This window comes from Flagellimonas crocea, from assembly GCF_033441595.1.
Lineage (GTDB): Bacteria > Bacteroidota > Bacteroidia > Flavobacteriales > Flavobacteriaceae > Flagellimonas > Flagellimonas crocea.
Genome location: NZ_JAUZVX010000005.1, coordinates 216,501 through 235,465, shown reverse-complemented (window position 1 = coordinate 235,465; position 18,965 = coordinate 216,501). Strand labels below are relative to the sequence as shown.

Annotated in this window: 15 protein-coding genes; 10 read left to right on the top strand and 5 right to left on the bottom strand. The window is 44.1% G+C overall.

Features of this window, described 5'->3' with window-relative positions; all coding sequences use genetic code 11:
- Positions 1-168: 168 nt before the first annotated feature.
- A complete protein-coding gene (locus tag SD449_RS17385; RefSeq protein ID WP_318312379.1) occupies positions 169-957 on the bottom strand; it encodes a 3-keto-disaccharide hydrolase in 789 nt (262 codons plus the stop codon).
- A 107-nt stretch (positions 958-1,064) separates the two neighbouring features.
- On the opposite strand from SD449_RS17385, the gene SD449_RS17380 reads away from it, so the two are divergent.
- The 8 genes from SD449_RS17380 to SD449_RS17345 all read left to right on the top strand — a co-directional run bounded on the left by SD449_RS17380 (position 1,065) and on the right by SD449_RS17345 (position 13,909).
- Entirely contained in the window at positions 1,065-4,199 is a 3,135-nt protein-coding gene (locus tag SD449_RS17380; protein WP_318312378.1) for a WD40/YVTN/BNR-like repeat-containing protein, read from the top strand.
- A gap of 77 nt (positions 4,200-4,276) precedes the next feature.
- Positions 4,277-7,402, top strand: coding sequence for a VPS10 domain-containing protein (locus tag SD449_RS17375; RefSeq protein ID WP_318312377.1), 3,126 nt, complete (start codon positions 4,277-4,279; stop codon positions 7,400-7,402).
- An 18-nt stretch (positions 7,403-7,420) separates the two neighbouring features.
- Positions 7,421-7,966 (top strand): CopD family protein, encoded by a 546-nt coding sequence (locus SD449_RS17370; protein WP_318312375.1) that lies wholly within the window; start codon positions 7,421-7,423, stop codon positions 7,964-7,966.
- A 130-nt stretch (positions 7,967-8,096) separates the two neighbouring features.
- Entirely contained in the window at positions 8,097-9,509 is a 1,413-nt protein-coding gene (locus SD449_RS17365) for a sensor histidine kinase (RefSeq protein ID WP_318312387.1), read from the top strand.
- Between the two features lie 40 nt (positions 9,510-9,549).
- Positions 9,550-10,332 (top strand): enoyl-CoA hydratase/isomerase family protein, encoded by a 783-nt coding sequence (locus tag SD449_RS17360; RefSeq protein ID WP_318312373.1) that lies wholly within the window; start codon positions 9,550-9,552, stop codon positions 10,330-10,332.
- 24 nt (positions 10,333-10,356) lie between these two features.
- Positions 10,357-11,910, top strand: a complete 1,554-nt coding sequence (locus SD449_RS17355) for a hypothetical protein (protein ID WP_318312372.1) — start codon at positions 10,357-10,359, stop codon at positions 11,908-11,910.
- A gap of 211 nt (positions 11,911-12,121) precedes the next feature.
- A complete protein-coding gene (locus tag SD449_RS17350; RefSeq protein ID WP_318312371.1) occupies positions 12,122-12,688 on the top strand; it encodes a collagen-like triple helix repeat-containing protein in 567 nt (188 codons plus the stop codon).
- Positions 12,689-12,835: 147 nt separating this feature from the next.
- Positions 12,836-13,909, top strand: coding sequence for a PA0069 family radical SAM protein (locus tag SD449_RS17345; RefSeq protein ID WP_318312369.1), 1,074 nt, complete (start codon positions 12,836-12,838; stop codon positions 13,907-13,909).
- 213 nt (positions 13,910-14,122) lie between these two features.
- Here SD449_RS17345 and SD449_RS17340 read toward each other — a convergent pair whose 3' ends face one another.
- The 4 genes from SD449_RS17340 to SD449_RS17325 form a co-directional block, all read right to left on the bottom strand.
- Entirely contained in the window at positions 14,123-15,547 is a 1,425-nt protein-coding gene (locus SD449_RS17340; RefSeq protein ID WP_318312368.1) for a Gfo/Idh/MocA family protein, read from the bottom strand.
- 67 nt (positions 15,548-15,614) lie between these two features.
- Positions 15,615-16,271 (bottom strand): HD domain-containing protein, encoded by a 657-nt coding sequence (locus SD449_RS17335; RefSeq protein WP_318312367.1) that lies wholly within the window; start codon positions 16,269-16,271, stop codon positions 15,615-15,617.
- Positions 16,268-17,005 carry a lysophospholipid acyltransferase family protein gene (locus tag SD449_RS17330; RefSeq protein WP_318312366.1) on the bottom strand — a complete coding sequence of 246 codons (738 nt, stop codon included), beginning with the start codon at positions 17,003-17,005 and terminating at the stop codon, positions 16,268-16,270. Before SD449_RS17330 ends, SD449_RS17335 begins: the two co-directional genes overlap by 4 nt.
- A gap of 78 nt (positions 17,006-17,083) precedes the next feature.
- A complete protein-coding gene (locus SD449_RS17325) occupies positions 17,084-17,494 on the bottom strand; it encodes a BrxA/BrxB family bacilliredoxin (RefSeq protein ID WP_318312365.1) in 411 nt (136 codons plus the stop codon).
- A gap of 121 nt (positions 17,495-17,615) precedes the next feature.
- Here SD449_RS17325 and SD449_RS17320 point away from each other — a divergent pair, with 121 nt between their 5' ends.
- Both SD449_RS17320 and SD449_RS17315 read left to right on the top strand, forming a co-directional pair.
- Entirely contained in the window at positions 17,616-18,353 is a 738-nt protein-coding gene (locus tag SD449_RS17320) for a tellurite resistance TerB family protein (protein WP_318312386.1), read from the top strand.
- A gap of 9 nt (positions 18,354-18,362) precedes the next feature.
- Positions 18,363-18,947 carry a HupE/UreJ family protein gene (locus SD449_RS17315; protein ID WP_318312364.1) on the top strand — a complete coding sequence of 195 codons (585 nt, stop codon included), beginning with the start codon at positions 18,363-18,365 and terminating at the stop codon, positions 18,945-18,947.
- Positions 18,948-18,965 lie beyond the last annotated feature (18 nt).

Here is an 18,965-nt window from a genome sequence, read left to right as displayed (position 1 = left end):
GATGAGACCGCCTTGAGATCCTCCATCCCCATGTTACCGACCCCGATGTGGGCCGTCCTGAGCTTATCTTTCGGAAACCCTGCCTTTAAAATGGATGGGGCAAACATAATTCCAAGTGCCCCTACACTGCTTTTTTTTAAAAATTCTCTTTTGTTCATGGTCTGGAGGTTATAGTTTTTTGATTTTTATGTTTCTGAACCAAATTGGACTGGAATGGTCCTGCAGGGCAATGTAGCCCGTTTTGTATTTTCCGTAATCGGGGGCGTTGTCCCATTTTCCCGATGCTTTTTTGGCGTTCCATTCTTCGGACCAGGGTACGAATTCCAATAACTTTTTTCCATTGAGCCAGTGTTCAACCCTTTCCGGGGTAAAAACAATTTTGGAGGAATTCCATTGGCCGACCGGGTTCAGGTTTTTTTGGGATTCATCAGCCGTGTGCATGGCGTAATCTGCCCCTGTTTTTTGCCAATCCTGCAGGAGTTCGGGATGCTCGGCACCGAACTGTGAGTTGTAGCCCGTCAAATCGTGGATATCGGCATAGTTCTCATCATCGATGATCTGGTATTCCGGTGCAACCACGGGAGGGCCATCATACCCTTCTTTCACATGATAAAAAATTCCGCTATTGGCTCCCTCAGGTATTCTCCACTCAAGATATAGTTCAAAATTATCGAACTCCTCGGCGCCATAAATAATATCCTTTCCGCCGGTATAGTCCTGCTCCAGTCCCAGTTCGGTATCAAAAGTGAGTACGCTGTCCTTGATCGTCCAGCCTGGGGGAAGGGAATCCATATTGTAACCGCGCCAGCCTTCCAAACTGGTGCCATCAAAAAGATATTTCCATTCGGATGCCTTTTCTTCGGTAGGAACCGATGCCGTTTCTTCTTTTTTGTTGGTTTGATTTTTGCAGGCGGTTATCGCCAGAATCAAAATGGCGACCTTTAAAAATTTAAGCATTGTTTAGTTTTAGGTTTAAATAAGCTGGGTTAAAGTACAAAATATTGAACAACTTTTTTTGTGTCTTTTTCACTACATTTAAAGCCGACTAACTTAACACTTTAAAAATGAAGACTTGCTTTTTCAAAATTGGTATGCTTTTGCTTGCCACAACATTAGTTATTTCCCCTGCTCATTCCCAGCGTAGGAACAAGAAACAAAGTTCACCCGAATATCCTGAAGAACTTTACTCCAGTTTGGAATACCGATTGATCGGCCCTTTTCGTGGAGGACGCTCTGGCACAGTTGCCGGTGTGCCAGGAGAACCTAACCTATATTATTTTGGTGCCACAGGAGGCGGAGTTTGGAGAACCAAAGATGGAGGCCGTACTTGGGAAAATATTTCCGACGGTTATTTTGGAGGAAGTATCGGTGCCGTTGAGGTAGCGCAAAGCGACCATAATGTAATTTATGTTGGTGGAGGCGAGCAGACCGTTCGAGGTAACGTTTCCTCAGGTTACGGTGTTTGGAAGACCGAGGATGCCGGGAAAACTTGGAAATCTTTGGGATTGGACAAAAGCCGTCATATTTCCCGAATGAGAATTCATCCCCAAGACCACAACATCGTGTACGCGGCCGTGATGGGCAATCTATACAAACCTACGGAAGAGCGCGGTGTTTACAAGAGTACCGATGGTGGAGAGACTTGGAAAAAAGTGCTTTATGCCAATGATATGGCAGGAGCTGTTGATCTTACTTTTGACCCCAACAACCCAAGAATTTTATATGCATCTACTTGGAGAATTGAACGTACACCCTACAGCTTGAATAGTGGAGGGGAAGGTTCCGCACTTTGGAAAAGTACGGATAGTGGTGAAACGTGGACCGAAATTTCCAATAACGAAGGCTTTGCAATCGATACTTTAGGAATTATCGGGGTGGCCGTTTCGCCTCAAAACAGCAACAGGGTTTGGGCAATGGTAGAGAACAAGGAAAAAGGAGGGCTCTACCGTTCGGAAGATGCAGGTAAAACTTGGTCCTTGGTCAATAGTGATAGAAGTTTAAGACAGCGTGCTTGGTATTATACCAGGGTTTATGCCGATACGAATGATGAGGATGTAGTATATGTACTCAATGTGAGCTATCATAAAAGTACAGACGGAGGAAAAACCTTTGAATCTAACAATGCTCCCCACGGTGACCATCATGATCTATGGATAGCCCCAGAAGATTCGGACCGTATGATCATGGCAGATGACGGGGGTGCCCAAGTGAGTTACGATGGCGGAGAAACATGGAGTACCTATCACAACCAACCTACGGCACAATTTTATAGGGTCACTACGGACAATGCTTTTCCATACCGTATTTATGTGGCCCAACAGGACAACTCTACCCTTAGAATCAATTACAGGAGTGATGATGGTTCCATAGGTGAGGATGATTGGGAGGAGACAGCTGGTGGTGAATCCGCCCATATTGCAGTGGATCCCGAGAATAACGACATTGTTTATGGGGGTAGTTACGGTGGCTTGTTGACCCGTGTCAATCATGAGAAGAATACGGCAAGGGCCGTCAACGTATGGCCAGATAACCCCATGGGCCATGGTGCCGAGGGAATGAAGTACCGTTTTCAGTGGAACTTCCCCATCATGTTCAGTAAGCACGACCCTAATAAACTCTATACCTTCTCCAACCATGTGCATATGACCACTAACGAAGGTCAGAGTTGGGAACTGTTGAGCGGAGACCTCACCAGGAACGACCCCACAAAATTGGTGTCCAGTGGCGGACCCATTACACAGGATAATACGAGTGTGGAATATTATTGTACTATTTTCGCGGCCAACGAAAGCCCCTTAAGAGAAGGATTGCTTTGGGTGGGTAGTGATGATGGACTTATCCATGTGACCAAGGATGGAGGCCAAACATGGGAAAACGTGACTCCTCCGAGTATGCCAGAATGGAACATGATCAATAGTATCGAGCCTTCCGCTTTTGATGAAGGTACTTGCTACGTCGCCGCAACGCGGTATAAGCTGGGCGATTTTGCTCCATACCTTTACAAGACCACTGATTATGGTAAAACTTGGACCAAAATCACCAACGGAATAGAAGACGAGCACTTTACCCGTGTGGTCCGCGAGGACCCGAAAAGAAAAGGCTTGTTGTATGCAGGAACCGAAACGGGAATGTACATCTCTTTCAACGATGGTGCCAATTGGGAAAAATTCCAGTTGAACTTGCCCATAGTGCCCATCACCGATTTGGCCATTAAGGACAACAATTTGATCGTAGCGACCCAAGGTAGAAGTGTTTGGGTAATAGATGACCTTACCGTGCTTCATCAATTGGATGATGTGAAAAAATCGGCCGATGCCATTTTGTACAAACCAAGGGACAGCTATAGAACCAAAGGAAGAGCTTCAAGTAGGCCATCAAAAACAGAAGGGGAAAACCTGCCGAATGGTGTAATCACCCATTTTTATTTAAAGGATTTCTCGGAAAAGGACAGTATAGCCCTGACCTACTCCAAAATGAATGGCGATACGTTGGAAACCTACAGCACTTACGCCAAGGAAAAGGACAAAAAACTGGAAGCCAAAAAAGGAGGGAACACCTATGTGTGGGATACCCGTGGCAAAGGTGCTGAAAGATTAGACGGCATGATTCTATGGTGGGCCAACTTAAATGGACCGAAAGCAGTACCTGGAACATACAAGGTCACGCTGAACGTAAACGGTGAGACCCAGACCGAAAACTTTACCATTCTTCCCGATCCAAGGGCAGAGGTCACCGCGGCCGATATGCAGAAACAGTACGATTTCATCACCGAGGTGAACGAGACTGTGGACAGGGCGCACCAATCCATTAAAAAGATCAGGACGATCAACGGCAAACTGGACGACTTCATCAAAAAGTATAAAGATGATGAAGCTACGAAGGCCTTGGTAGAGAAAGCCAAAAAGATGAAGGAAGAATTCGGGTCCATTGAGAAGGAGCTCTATCAGACCAAGAACAGAAGTAACCAAGACCCATTGAATTTCCCTATCAAATTGACCAACAAATTGGCGCATTTGAACAGCTTGGTTTCGATTGACGATTTCCCTCCAACAGAGCAGGACATTGCCGTGAAAAATGAAATAGGTGGTCAAATCAAAGAACAATTGGAAGCCTTTGATGCTTTGGTCGACAAGGAGATTTCAGCCTTCAACGAAGAATTCAATCAACTCAAATTGGATTATTTGAGTATCGAGGAATAATAATACGGCCCCTATGTTTTTGCATGGGGGCTTTTAGATTGTACACCACCTACCAATAATACAAATCAACCATCACCATGAAAAGAGGATTTCTTTTTTTGCTGAGTGCAGCTTTTGGAACGCTCACTTTTGCACAGACCGCCAACGATTATTTGGAACCCATGAAATTCAGGAACATTGGTCCTTTTAGGGGCGGACGTTCCGTAACAGCTAGTGGCGTAGTGGGAGACCCTTTGACCTATTACATGGGTACAACGGGAGGTGGCCTTTGGAAGACCACCAATGCTGGAGGCCTTTGGGAAAACATTTCGGACGGTTTTTTTGAAATGGGCTCTGTGGGTGCGGTTGCCGTATCACAATCCAGCCCCAATATTGTGTACTGTGGCATGGGCGAGCATGCCCCGAGGGGAGTAATGACCTCTTATGGAGATGGCATGTACAGATCCAACGATGCAGGAAAAACATGGATCAAGTTGGGCCTTGAAAAGACACAGCATATTTCGCGGATCATTATCCACCCGACCAATCCTGATATTGTCTACGTAGCTGCTCAAGGGGCACTGTACGCCCCAAATGAAGAACGAGGGGTATACCGTTCCATGGATGCTGGAAAAACGTGGGAGAAGATTCTTTATGTAGACCAAGGTACGGGAGCAGCCGAACTTTCTATGGATGCCAATAATCCATTAGTGTTGTACGCGGCCATGTGGGAGCATCAGCGGAAACCAAATAAAGTAATCAGTGGCGGTCCTGGAAGCGGATTGTACAAAAGTACCGATGGCGGTAACACTTGGAAAGAAATGACCAAAGGACTGCCCGAAGAAAAAGGGAAAATGGCCATCGCAGTGAGCGCCGCCAATTCCAATAAGGTGTACGCATTGGTAGAAAGTGATTCCAATCAAGATAAAGGCGGCTTGTTCGTTTCCAATGATGCAGGGGATAGCTGGCACATGGTAAGTGGCGACAACCGTTTGGTGCAGCGTGCGTGGTATTATATCGAAGTATTTGCCGACCCCAATGATGAAAATACCGTGTATGTACTAAGTGCTTCCATGTTCCGCTCCGAAGATGGTGGTAAAACATGGGAAACCATTTCCGTTCCACATGGCGATACCCACGACTTGTGGATCAATCCAAACAATTCCAAAAACATTCTTTTGGCAGATGATGGCGGAGCAACCATTTCGTTTGATTATGGAGAGAATTGGACGCTTCAGGACAATATGCCTACCGCCCAGTTTTACCGTATCAATACGGACAATATGTTTCCCTATAACATTTACGGTGGACAGCAGGACAACACCTCAGTAAAGATTGCAAGTCTTTCCGTAGGCCGATGGAGTATCAACCAAGAAGATTGGCATTATTCCGCAGGGGGCGAGAGCGCATTTTTGGGCTTTGACCCCGATGATCCACGCTACGTTATGGGTGGAAGTTATTTGGGAACTATCGAACTGTTGGATATGGAATCCAAAATGTCCAGCAACGTGATGGCGGCACCCATTCAATACTTGGGACGCGATGCCCGCGATATGAAATATCTCTACAATTGGAATGCACCCATTATTTGGTCCAAGCATGAACCTGGAACATTTTATCATGGGGCACAACTGGTACTCAGGACCAGGGATAACGGGGTAACGTGGGAGGAAATATCCCCGGACCTCACCAGAGATCAAGACGAACTGCAAGGAAAAGGCGGTGGTCCCTATACCAACGAAGCGGTTGGAGCCGAGAACTACGGTACCTTGGCCTACCTGATTGAATCACCGCATGAAGCGGGCGTTTTGATTACGGGAAGTGATGACGGTTTGGTACACATCACTAAAAATGGAGGGGAATCATGGGAAGATATTACCCCGAAAGGCTTAAAGGAATGTTTGGTGAACGCCATTGAAGTATCGCCTCATGACCCTGGTACTATCTACATTGCCACCACCCGATACAAATTCAACGACTACACACCTGGATTGTACAAAAGTACCGACTATGGAAAAAGTTGGACCAATATCAGCGAAGGAATCCCTTACGGAGCCTTTACCCGGGTGGTTCGTGAAGACCAAGAACAGAAAGGATTGTTATTTGCAGGTACCGAGAAGGGTCTTTATGTATCGTGGAACGATGGCAAAACATGGGAAGCCCTGCAATTGAATTTACCCAAAACACCCATCACCGATTTAAAAGTACATCAAGGTGACTTGATCGTGGCAACATCGGGAAGGAGTTTTTGGATTTTGGACAACATCACCCTGCTTTCCCAATACAAGGGAAATACAGGGGAGTTGAAAATGTATAAGCCAGAAGAAGCCATTCATGGATATTGGGGAAGTCCGCTCAGCAGTAATTCCAAAAGTGTGACAGGCACCAATCCATATGAAGGGGTTAACCCGGCCAATGGTATGGTGATGTATTACAATCTTCCAAAGGAAATGGATTCGACCGAAGTGACCATGGAAATTCTGGACCGGTCGGGTAAATTGGTCCGTAGCTTTACCTCCAAGAAAGATGATAGTTATATTCCCCACAACGGTGGCGGTGCCCCACCCAAACCAGTTCTGGGGACGGATAAAGGACTGAACCGTTTTGTTTGGGATTTAAAAACGCCCATTGTCCCAGGCGTTCCAGGCGTATATATCGAGGCCGATTTTTCAGGACATAAAGTGCCGCCGGGCACATACACCATTAATTTAAAAGCAGGGGATAAAATGGTTTCCACAGTAGGCGCCATTGTTCCTACGCCGAACACCAACATGACCGAGGAGCGTTTTGAAGAGTATCATACCATAATGACGGATTTTGAGAATAAGTTGACGGATATGCACAACAAAGTGAACAAGTTGAAAGAAGTGCAAGGTCAGTTGGAGACCCTTTTGAAGGATTTGGACAATGAGGAGCTTAAAAAGGAAGGCCAAGCATTGCTGGATAAATTAAAGGAATGGGATGGCGAAATGGTACAGCGTAAATCACAAGCGTATGATGATGTGGAGAACTTTCCCAACAAGTTTACCGCTGAATATTTATTTGTAATGAACCATAGCAATAGCGCTTTGCCACAGATCAATCAACCATCAAAGGATAGAAAAGCAGAGTTGGATGCACAATGGGCGGGATTAAAACGGCGTGCAGAAGCACTGATGAATTCAGAAATACCTAATTTTAACGCCAAACTTTGGGAGAATGGCATCGGCGCCATTCGAATGTAACATCTAAAAACAGGTCAATTGTTGTATCCCTATATAAAATCGTTGCACCTCATATTTGTGGTGACCTGGTTTGCGGGTCTGTTCTACATTCCCAGGCTCTTTATTTATCATATTGAGGCTTGGCAAAAACCATCGCCCGACAAGGAAATATTGTCCGAACAACTCAAGTTGATGACAAAGCGGCTTTGGTATATCATCACTTGGCCATCGGCAATTTTGTGCACGTTAACGGCCATTTGGTTGTTGATTTTAATGCCAGCATGGTTGCAACAACCTTGGATGCACGTAAAATTGGCGTTTGTGCTCCTGCTTTTTGTGTATCATTTTAAATGCCATCAAATTTTTAAACAGTTGCAGCGCGATGAGGTCAAATACACCTCAAAATTTATGCGGATATGGAACGAGGTGGCAACCATTATTCTTTTTGCCGTGGTCTTTTTGGTGGTACTAAAAAGTACCTTCAATTGGATTTATGGGATAGTGGGCATATTTGTTCTTATGATTCTGTTGATGCTTGGCATTCGATGGTACAAAAAGGTAAGGGACCGTAATCCCAATGCGTAGCAAATCCAACGGATTTGAACTTGGCTCCTGAATTTGCGCTTTGTTTGGCTCGATAATTGCTTAAATTTAATACCAAAATCAAGCGGGCTTGCTAAAAAAACTTTCCTTACGGTCAAGAATATTTATTTCCATGATCACCTTGGTGGTGCTGGCCTCCGTTCTTATTGCTGGGGTCACCGTTTATCAATATAAGGAGCAGGGAAACGATTATCACCAAGAAAGGTTGGAGCGAAAAGAAGAGCAGCTCATTAAGAGTATCAATTATACGCTAAAGGAAACCACTTATCCTGTTACCACCGAAAATTTGCACTTGATTTTTAGCGAGGAAATCTATGAAATCGCGAACATTCAGAATGTAAATTTTAACATTTATGACCTTGAGGGCAATTTGATCAAAAATTCAAGGCCCAGTTTTGATTCGAATACCATTGCCACTTGTTTGGACGCCGAAGTGCTCAATTTTTTAAGGGAAAGTGGCGAAACACGATTTGTTGAAGCACAAAGGGCCGCAGGCGATAATTATCAGGCAATCTATACGTATATCTACGACCTTAAGTTCAAGCCCATTGGAATCTTGAACCTTCCGTATTTTGAGGACAATACCTTCAATAATATGGAGCTGAAGGAATTTCTTTTTAGGTTGGGCATGGTATATCTGCTCATGTTGGTCGTTGCCATCATTCTGGCATATTTCATTTCAAAATACATTACGAGGTCCCTACAGACCATTTCGGACAAGATTAACCGGACCAACTTGACCCGTCAAAACGAAAAAATCTATTTGGAAAGCCCAGGCGAAGAAATCGGTAAACTCGTGGATTCCTATAACCGAATGATCGATGAGCTCGAGGAGAGCGCGGTGAAATTGGCACGTAGCGAACGTGAACAGGCTTGGCGCGAGATGGCCAAGCAAGTGGCGCACGAAATCAAAAATCCATTGACCCCCTTGCGTCTTACCGTACAGAGTTTTGAGAGAAAGTTCGACCCCAACGATCCAGAAATACAGAAAAAGGTAAAGGAGTTCTCGAAGACCTTGATCCAACAGATCGATACCATGAGCAACATTGCCACGGCTTTTTCCAGCTTTGCGGACATGCCTGCCCAACAGAACGAGACCTTGAACGTAGTGAAAGTGGTAAAACTGGCGCTGGAAATTTTTAATGAGGATTATATCCACTTTATAGCCGACGAAGAGGAAATCATAGCCAAGTTGGACCGGACACAGTTGATCCGAGTAATTACCAATTTGGTAAAAAATGCCATTCAGGCCATTCCCGATGTGGAATCCCCAAGAATTTTGGTCACCGTGGCCACTGTGGGGGAACACGTTAAAATTTCTGTGGCGGACAATGGTCTGGGAATTTCCGAAGAGTACAAACACCGCATATTCGAGCCCAAGTTCACCACAAAATCTAGTGGTACCGGTCTTGGATTGGGGATGGTCAAGAACATTGTTGAGAACTATGGCGGAACCATTAACTTTACGTCCAAAGTGGGTAAGGGAACTGTTTTTACCATTGAATTCCCTAAAGAAAACAAATAATTAAGGCGGTTTTTTTAAACCGTTTCAAAAATCAACATATATGGACTACGAAAACATCTACATTGAAGAAGAGAACAATTTGGCCACCATTACCATAAATAGACCCCAAAAACTTAACGCGCTCAACAAACGGACAATCGAGGAGTTGCACGACGCTTTTAAAGAACTGGAAGAAGATTCGGATATCAAAGTGATCATTATTACTGGAAGCGGCGAGAAAGCTTTTGTAGCAGGTGCGGATATTTCGGAATTCTCCAATTATTCTGTAAAAGAGGGCCGACAACTTGCTGCGGCAGGTCAGCGAAACCTGTTCGATTTTATTGAAAACTTGTCAACTCCGGTCATTGCGGCCATCAATGGTTTTGCATTGGGGGGAGGTCTGGAACTGGCCATGGCATGCCATTTTAGGGTGGCCAGTAGCAATGCCAGGATGGGATTGCCAGAAGTATCGTTGGGTCTGATTCCGGGATATGGAGGCACACAGCGCTTGCCCCATTTGGTCGGCAAGGGACGTGCCATGGAAATGATCATGACGGCTGGTATGATAGATTCCGATAAGGCATTTGGATATGGCCTGGTGAACCATGTGGTTGCTTCCGAGGAATTGTTGCCGTTTTGTGCGAAAATTGCGAACAGGATATCGAATAATTCCTCAGTGGCCATAAAACATGCAATAAAAGCGGTAAATGCTGGTTTTAAGTATGACGCCGATGGCTATTCAGTAGAAATTGATGCTTTTGGACATTGCTTTGGAACCGACGATTTTAAAGAAGGAACCACCGCATTTTTAGAAAAACGAAAAGCAGAATTCCCTGGATCGTGACCATTGGCCTAACCATGCCAAATCATGAAAAAGAACCTCTTACTGTTATTTTGCATTGTGCTGACAGGCAACTGTTTGATGGCACAAAAAATGCCCGTCACCTACGATTTTGGGGAAAAGTATAAGGATAGGTACCGCTATTCCAACCTGGTCACCATTGCCGAAGACGACTCCCAGGGATATGTTTTGGTGAGGGCCTACTACCAAGGGCTCATTCTAAAACCCAAAGGATATCTTATTGAACGGTACAACAAGGACCTGGAACTTATCTCCGAGTACAATTACAAGATCAAGGGACTGGATTTTGTGGACGGATTCCTAAAAAACGGCCAATTGAACCTCATGTTCCTAAATTATAATGAAGCTCGGGGACAATATGAGTATTGGGTACACACCAGCCCCATCATCGACTTTAATTTTAAGGAAAAGAAATTGCTCTCCATTGCTTCCGAAGCAGTGGACGATCCTGTTGGTAAGAATTATTATAACCGTGATTTCTCACGCGGATTTACAACGGCTATTCTTTTTAATGAGGACAAAACGGGTTTTGTGATCAGTACGCACCACAAAAAGGGAAAGGACAACAAGCATATGATCCATATGTTCGATACCGCCCTTAACAAAAAGTTCGAGTATGATTTTTCGGATGAAATCGAAGAGAAGAACTATGCTTTTGAGAACGTGGCCTTTTCACAGGATTTGCAAACCGCCTACATTGTGGGGAAGGCATACTTTAAAAAACGACGTTTTCAGGTCGATGAGCGAAAGTTTCAGTACGAACTCATAAAAATATCACAGAACGGGGGTAGGACACAGTCTTTTGTGGACCCGGGCAAATATCCTGAAGCCTTGTATCCGGTACTTATAAAGGACAGACTGGTCTGTGTGGGCTTTTATGCCGATAGAAAGGACAACAGGTACAACGGCATTGCTTATTTTGAGCTTGATTCCGGTTCGTTGGATATGCGCAGCCAGAAGTACAATCCTTTTTCGCAACAGTTTATGGACGACAAATTCGGCAGGGAAGAGGACAAGGACATAAAGAATTTGGTCTTTAAAGGCGTTGAGGTAACGGAAAAAGGGGAAATTTTCTTCAATGCCGAGGAGTACTTCGTAACCACTGGTCTGGAAACTACCGGTGCCGGGCAAAGGGTCAAGATAGAAAGGTTCCACCACAACGACATCGTAAGCGTAAAACTCAGTTCCAACGGGACCATGGAATGGGCTCGAAACATCAATAAGACAGAGGTTACACAGGGTGACGGTGCCTACGCGTCATACAGTTCGTACTGTAGGAACGGAAAAACCTATTTTTTTATCTGCACCGCTGCGGAAAATCCACAATTGATCAATAACGAAAGGCTGATATTTAAGCAGGGATTTAGTAGAAATCGCAACGTTTTCTTGATTTCCTTGGATGAGAACGGGGTCATGGACTACGAAAAGATAATAGACCAACAGGAGGCGAGGTTACCGCTAATGGTCTCCAAACCGTTAAAGGACGAAGCTGAGGACAAAATGCTTTTTTATGCCAAACACGGCAGTAGAAAACAGCTAGTCAAAGTAGATTTTAGATAAAACAACATATTGAATCAATGTAAAAGGGCTCTTCGGGGGCCCTTTTTTTATACTGTCAATTCAAAAAAGAAGGAATAATCTTACATAAAAATTTTTATATCAATTCAATCGGGTCATCCGTCAAATGGTAGCCTATCTAGGTTAATTAGGGTCAAATTGAGCGTACGATTCAACATACATTTGGAGTATTAATAACCCTAATTTATTCAAAATGAAAACATTAAAATTATTTAGTATGGCCATGCTTTGTATGGCAATTTCGTTGGTTTCCTGCTCTGGAGAAGATGGTGAAAAAGGTATCCAAGGCGACCCAGGTGAGCAAGGCCCGCAAGGAGAACAGGGTCCTCAAGGGGAGCAAGGAGAACAGGGTAACGCAAATGTCCAAAGGTATGATATTTTAGTTACTGATTTTACAGGTTCTACACTTCCTTTCACAATACCGACTGAAGGAGACCTTTCCGAATACATTTTCCTTTTTTATTTAAAGAACAATGTAAATGTTTATTATTCTGTACCTGGTCCTCTAGATTTAAATGCTAGGTATACCCGTTTATTTTATGACGAGGATACTGGGGAAGGTGAAGTGAATTTTTATACTACTGCAACAGATAGTGAAGCTATAATTGCCGCAGGGACTTTTACTATTTTCAGAATTATTGCTATTGAAACTATGGTTGGAAGTAAAAACTCTCAAGAAAGCATCATGGCCGAGCTAAAATCCGCTGGTGTTGACACCGCTGACTACAACGCAGTAGCCGAGTATTTCGGATTGGAATAGATTTTAGATATTATCGTCCCAAAGGGACAACCTAACCATTAGCAATTGAAGCCGGGATTTTCCCGGCTTTTTTTATTTACCAATTTTAAAAGGTTTCATATTCAAAAAAAAGGAAATAATCCATAAATTTGGATAAAATCCAAAAAAATGTCATCCAGTGAATTTATAAGAGGTAGGGGAGCGCAGAAGAATCCGGACAATAAGTTTTTAAAACATCAGTATGAATTGAGGGATGATTTTTTGGAATTCTGCAGAGTAGAAGGCGAACAAGCTGAGAGCAACAAAACAACGTACACCCCCATTTTCCCGAAGACCATAGTTAACAAAGTGGATAGTCCCGATGTGGGCATGGGGTATTCCATGAACCCCTATCAAGGTTGTGAACATGGATGCGTTTATTGTTATGCCCGCAACTCTCACGAATATTGGGGCTATAGTGCAGGACTGGATTTTGAACGGCGGATACTGGTTAAAAAGTCAGCACCAGCCCTTTTAGAAGCCAAGATCAAAAGTGAAAAATGGCAAGCACAGACGATTGTATTGTCCGGTAATACGGATTGCTACCAACCCGCGGAGCAAAAGTTCGAGATTACGCGGAAATGCCTCGAGGTTTTTCTAAAATATAGGCATCCCGTGGGCATAATCACCAAAAACGCATTGGTTTTGCGTGATCTAGATCTTTTACGGGAGCTCAACGAACATCGGTTGATAGGTGTCAATGTATCGGTGACCTCTTTGTCCGAAAAAACAAGGCGCAAATTGGAACCCAGAACGGCCTCTATTCAAAAGCGACTCAAAACAATTCAGGTATTGTCAGAAAATGGCATTCCGGTCAATGCAATGCTTGCCCCAATGATACCGGGCATAAACTCCCATGAGCTTTTGCCCCTCGCAAAAGCGGTTGCGGATCATGGAGCGCTTTCTTTTGGGTTGACGGTGGTGCGGCTCAATGGCGCCATAGGGCAACTATTTTCCGATTGGATCAAAAAGGCAATGCCGGACAGGGCCGAAAAAGTCTTGCACCAAATACAGGATTGCCATGGTGGAACCGTAAACGATAGCAGGTTTGGTACCCGGTCTAAAGGGGAAGGAAAAATAGCGGAGCAAATACACAGAATGGCCCATATTGCCAAAACAAAATATTTTCAAGGGAGAAGCTTTCCAAAATTGAACACGGAGCTGCACGAACAATATAAGAATGGGCAGATGAAATTGTTTTGATGGAAATTGGTAAAGAACATTAAATAATGACTGATGTGGTAAAAAGACAAGGATTCGAGTGAATACGTGAAATTCCTGCTTGCGGCAGGCAGTCGTGTCAACTCTTATTTTATTAAAACGAGATTCTTTGCCCCTATAGCTATAGGGATGCTACAGAATAACAAAAACAAAAAATGGCCCAAACGGGCCATTTTTAATATAAGTTAAATAGGATTATTTAAGCTCCCAGCCATCACGGTAATCTCGGGTCACCCATTCATTGGCTTTCTCGTAATTGGTGATTCTCATATTATCGCCGTCCCAGAACAATTTTCTTCTTCCGGGGGAATTATAAGGGTTCCAATCCCTTGGCGTTTTACCTTCCTGTAATTCTTTGTATTGGTATGCCTTAACGGCCAAGTTCCCCATAAGTACGGTTTCCGTCAACCTTCCGGCTTTTTCAAAATTGGAAGATGTGGGCGTACCGTTTTGGCAACCGTCCACAAAATTGGCAAAGTGCCCTTCGATCCCTCCTGGGACCCTTGGATATTTTGGTTCCGGCGCTTTATAAAGATCCATCATTTCGGAAGGCAGCAATCTTGCGTTCTGTGAATAGGTATCACATATCAAAATACCTTTATCCCCATACATGATGGTACCACCGCCAGAATCACCAATGGTCTCATCATCTTTAAGTTCGTCGGGCAGGTCTGGTTTTATGCCTCCGTCATACCAGTTCAATGCGATATCACCATGGTCCTCATGTTCAAATTTGAGGTGTATTTTGGACGATGGAGGACAGGAGTGGCTGTAATCGGCCTCCACAAAGTCGTCTACCCAAACCGTGGTGCAGCTTGCTTCAGCTTCAATTGGATATCCCAGGTCCAATACACTAAAAGGAGTTTCCATAATATGACAGCCCATATCTCCTAATGCCCCGGTGCCAAAATCCCAGAATCCTCTCCACTTAAATGGGAGGTAAGCATCGTTATAATCGCGCATTTTGGCAGGGCCGAGCCACAAATCCCAATCCAATCCCTTTGGGATACGATCTCTTTCTGTCGGCAATGGGACACCTTGCGGCCATACTGGTCTATTGGTCCAACAATCTATGGTGTGTACTTTTCCAATGATGCCAGAATCCACCCACTCGCGTGCAATTCTACTGCCATCGCTGGACGCCCCTTGGTTCCCCATTTGGGTTACAATGCCATTCTCTTTGGCCGTTTTGGTCATCAACCGGGCCTCATAAATATTATGGGTCAAAGGCTTTTCTACATAGGCATGCTTTTTTTCGCGCATAAAAGGCAACGAAATGGTAGCATGCGTGTGGTCCGGAGTTGCCACGGCAATGGCATCAATATCATTCAAATGTGCATCAAAGACTTTTCTATAGTCCTTAAATCGTTTTACATCGGGAAATTGGGAATAAGTTTGCTGCGCACGGCGGTCATCAACATCACAGAATGCCACAAACTTTACCTTTCCGGTGTTGTTCAATCCGTTGATTACGCTGTTGCCCCTGCCCCCAACGCCAAATCCGGCCACATATAAAGTGTCGCTCGGGGGAATATGGGCCTTGCCCAAAACATGACTTGGAACTATGGAAAAGGCAGCAGATGCCGCTGCCGCATTTTTGATGAACTTTCTTCTTTGCATTGTATCCTGTTTGAATTTTTATGTGTTTTCCAAGATACAAAAAGCGGATAAGAAATCCTTGGGAAAATCATTCGTCCCCGTTCCACTCCTTATAAAATTGTTCAAGAAAGTCCAGCATAAACTGGTGTCTCGCCTCGGCAAGTTTTTTCCCCGTTGCGGTGTTCATTCTATCCTTGAGGAGCAGCAACTTTTCATAAAAGTGATTTATGGTCGGCGCTTTGGAATGTTTGTACTCCTCCTTGGTCATGTTGAGCTTTGGGGCAACATCGGGATTGTACAGTTCCCGGTTTTTAAAGCCGCCGTAGTTGAACGCCCGTGCAATGCCCACGGCACCTATTGCATCCAATCGGTCGGCATCCTGTACAATTTCAAGTTCTTTGGATGTAAATGCCACATGCTTTTCCAAGCTGTTTTTAAAGGACATGTGCTTGATGATGTTCACCACATGATCAATGGTTTCTTTATTCACAGATTGGGATTCCAGAAAAGTCTTTGCTCTTTCTGGGCCAATGGTTTCGTCGCCATCATGAAACTTTGGGTCGGCAATATCATGGAGAAGTGCTGCCAATTGCACCACCAAATTATCTCCCTCTTCGTATTTAAGGATCAATCTGGAGGTATTGAAAACCCGTTCAATATGGAACCAATCATGGCCTCCCTCGGCATGCTCAAGCTGATTTTTTACAAAATAGATGGTGTTTTCGATCAATAGTTCTTCGTTCATTGGTCGGAATTGACCCCAGACACAATCTGGGCTTCTACTTGGGCAATAAGTTCATCGGCATTGCCATTGTTCTCTATGGGTGGATGCACATCAAACGTAACATGGGAGCCCAGACCCATGGGAAACTTTCCATAACGAAGCAATTTCCATGAGTTGTTTATACTAATGGGAACGATTAGGGCAGAAGGAGCGTTCTTCAGCAGAACTTTAAGCCCTGTGGTCCTAAACGGTTTTGGCACACCGTTTCTACTTCGTGTACCTTCTGGAAAAATAACGGCGCTTCTGTTGTTCTGTTCAATGTACCTCCCCAGTTTTTGAAGTTCGGCGATGGACTGTTTGGGGTCCTTTCTGTTGATCAAGGCAGAGCCGCTATGCCTCAAATTATAGGAAACACTGGGTATGCCCTTGCCCAATTCGATCTTGCTCACAAATTTGGGATGGTACTTGTGCATGTACCAAATAATAGGGGGTATATCGTACATGCTCTGGTGGTTGGTAACGATGATCAGTGGCCTATTGGTTGGAATATCTTGTTTGTTGTTGAAGGTATAACGGGTTCCGAGTACATAGGTGCACCGCATAATGAACCAATTTAATACGGAAACACTCTTTTTATGGGCATTATATCCAAATAGGTTCAGGCAGACCCATTGTATAGGATGAAAAATTACCAAAACCAGTCCAAAAAGGATGAAGAAAAGGATGGTCAGGGGATATGACAGCAGTTTGAACACAGAAAAGGTTTTAATGGTTTTGGTAAAAATAAAAAAACCACCCATTCGGGTGGTCCTTACATATTTTATTTGCTGATTTTAGCAAAATTCGTTGTAAGCCTCCATCAGGTTTTCTGCAATAAGTTCGGCAGGTCTACCTTCAATATGGTGTCTTTCTATCATATGGACCAATTCGCCGTCCTTGAACAATGCCATGCTTGGTGAAGATGGAGGAAAAGGGACCATATGGTTTCTTGCCGTTTGCACAGCTTCCATATCTACACCGGCAAAAACGGTGACCAAATGGTTGGGCGTTTTGCTGTTTTGTAAGCTCAACTTGGCAGCAGGCCTGGCATTTGCCGCGGCACAACCACAAACCGAGTTCACCACGACCAGGGTGGTTCCTTCTTTTTTCAAAGCATTGTTAACAGCTTCACTTGTATGTAGTTCTTCAAACCCGGCACCGGCCAAGTCCTCGCGCATAGGTTTTACCAATTCTTCTGGATACATAGGCTTATTTTTAATTAGGATACAAAGATACGGTATTGTTACGTTTTTTCATCACCGTTAACATAGCTTAAAGCTTTGTTTACTTATCAAACCACTATCTTTGGGGTTTAAAGTTGTAAGCATGATCAAATGGGTGGCCGCCTTTCTCGGCTATTTTTTATTTCGTTTTCCCGGTGCCATCTTGGGGTTTATCGTAGGAACGTTTTTGGATAATTTGGGAGGATCCTCAAGAAAGTCCAGATCCGTTTTTCAGGATTTTACCAGACAATCGGTTTCCCCGGAAGATTTTGAGTTGAACCTTTTGTCGCTCTGTTCCTTAATCATAAAAGCTGATGGACAGGTCAGCCAAAGGGAACTGGACTATGTACGACAATATTTTTTGAGCACCTACGGCAAGGAAAGGGCCAACGCCATTTTTAGGACTTTCAATGAGGTCATTAAAAAAAGGGAAATATCCGCCCAACGCATATGCAGTTATATGGTGCAGCGAACACGATATGAAGTACGGTTGCAGATGCTGCACTTCTTGTTCGGGATAGCTCAGTCCGATGGACAGGCAAGTCAGGCCGAAGTGCTTAAATTAAGGGAAATTGCAGGATATTTGCGAGTGGGCGCGCACGATTTTGAGAGTATAATGGCCATGTTCGTAAAATCAGCGGACACTGCCTATAAGATTTTGGAGATTGAAAAGAGTGCGACGGACGAGGAAGTGAAGAAGGCCTATCGCAAAATGGCAAAAAAATACCATCCCGATCGGGTGGTCACCGAAAACGAGGCCATCAGAAACGGTGCCGAGGAAAAATTCAAAGAGGTGCAAAGAGCCTATGAAACCATACAGAAGGAAAGAGGAATATCCTAACACGTAATTATGCAAGAGTTTTTGTTCTACATCAAATTGGGACTCGACCATGTGCTGGATCTTGGTGCCTACGACCATATTTTGTTTTTGTGTGCCCTGGCCGTCCCTTTTACTTTTAAAAACTGGAAACGTGTACTGCTTTTGGCCACTATTTTTACCGTGGCACACTGTACCTCACTGGCATTGTCCGCTTTCGAATTTGTTACGGTGGATGTAGGCCTTATAGAGTTTTTGATCCCGGTCACCATATTGCTTACGGCCCTTTTCAATTTTGCATATGTGTACAAAGAATCCTTGGATGTGGGATTGTTTCTTCACATTTTGGCCACCGCTTTCTTTGGACTGATCCACGGTTTTGGGTTTTCAAACTACTTTAAGATGCTGATGGCCGAAGAAGAGGACAAGGTAACTCCCTTATTGGGGTTTGCCACAGGGATAGAGCTGTCACAAGTGACCATTATTTTGATGGTTTTGGCCATTGCGTATGTGATTTTGGACCTTTTGAAGGTTAAAAGAGCCATTTTTATCGCGACAGCTTCAATTTTGATTATTATCATTACAATACCCCTGCTAATTGCTACGTTCCCCTTATAGGACCTACGTTAAATTTTA

Coding starts and splice junctions, on each gene's coding strand:
- SD449_RS17385 (WP_318312379.1), bottom strand. CDS start 957: ATGCTTAAATTTTTAAAGGTCGCCATTTTGATTCTGGCGATAACCGCC.
- SD449_RS17380 (WP_318312378.1), top strand. CDS start 1,065: ATGAAGACTTGCTTTTTCAAAATTGGTATGCTTTTGCTTGCCACAACA.
- SD449_RS17375 (WP_318312377.1), top strand. CDS start 4,277: ATGAAAAGAGGATTTCTTTTTTTGCTGAGTGCAGCTTTTGGAACGCTC.
- SD449_RS17365 (WP_318312387.1), top strand. CDS start 8,097: ATGATCACCTTGGTGGTGCTGGCCTCCGTTCTTATTGCTGGGGTCACC.
- SD449_RS17360 (WP_318312373.1), top strand. CDS start 9,550: ATGGACTACGAAAACATCTACATTGAAGAAGAGAACAATTTGGCCACC.
- SD449_RS17355 (WP_318312372.1), top strand. CDS start 10,357: ATGAAAAAGAACCTCTTACTGTTATTTTGCATTGTGCTGACAGGCAAC.
- SD449_RS17350 (WP_318312371.1), top strand. CDS start 12,122: ATGAAAACATTAAAATTATTTAGTATGGCCATGCTTTGTATGGCAATT.
- SD449_RS17345 (WP_318312369.1), top strand. CDS start 12,836: ATGTCATCCAGTGAATTTATAAGAGGTAGGGGAGCGCAGAAGAATCCG.
- SD449_RS17340 (WP_318312368.1), bottom strand. CDS start 15,547: ATGCAAAGAAGAAAGTTCATCAAAAATGCGGCAGCGGCATCTGCTGCC.
- SD449_RS17335 (WP_318312367.1), bottom strand. CDS start 16,271: ATGAACGAAGAACTATTGATCGAAAACACCATCTATTTTGTAAAAAAT.
- SD449_RS17325 (WP_318312365.1), bottom strand. CDS start 17,494: ATGTATCCAGAAGAATTGGTAAAACCTATGCGCGAGGACTTGGCCGGT.
- SD449_RS17320 (WP_318312386.1), top strand. CDS start 17,616: ATGATCAAATGGGTGGCCGCCTTTCTCGGCTATTTTTTATTTCGTTTT.
- SD449_RS17315 (WP_318312364.1), top strand. CDS start 18,363: ATGCAAGAGTTTTTGTTCTACATCAAATTGGGACTCGACCATGTGCTG.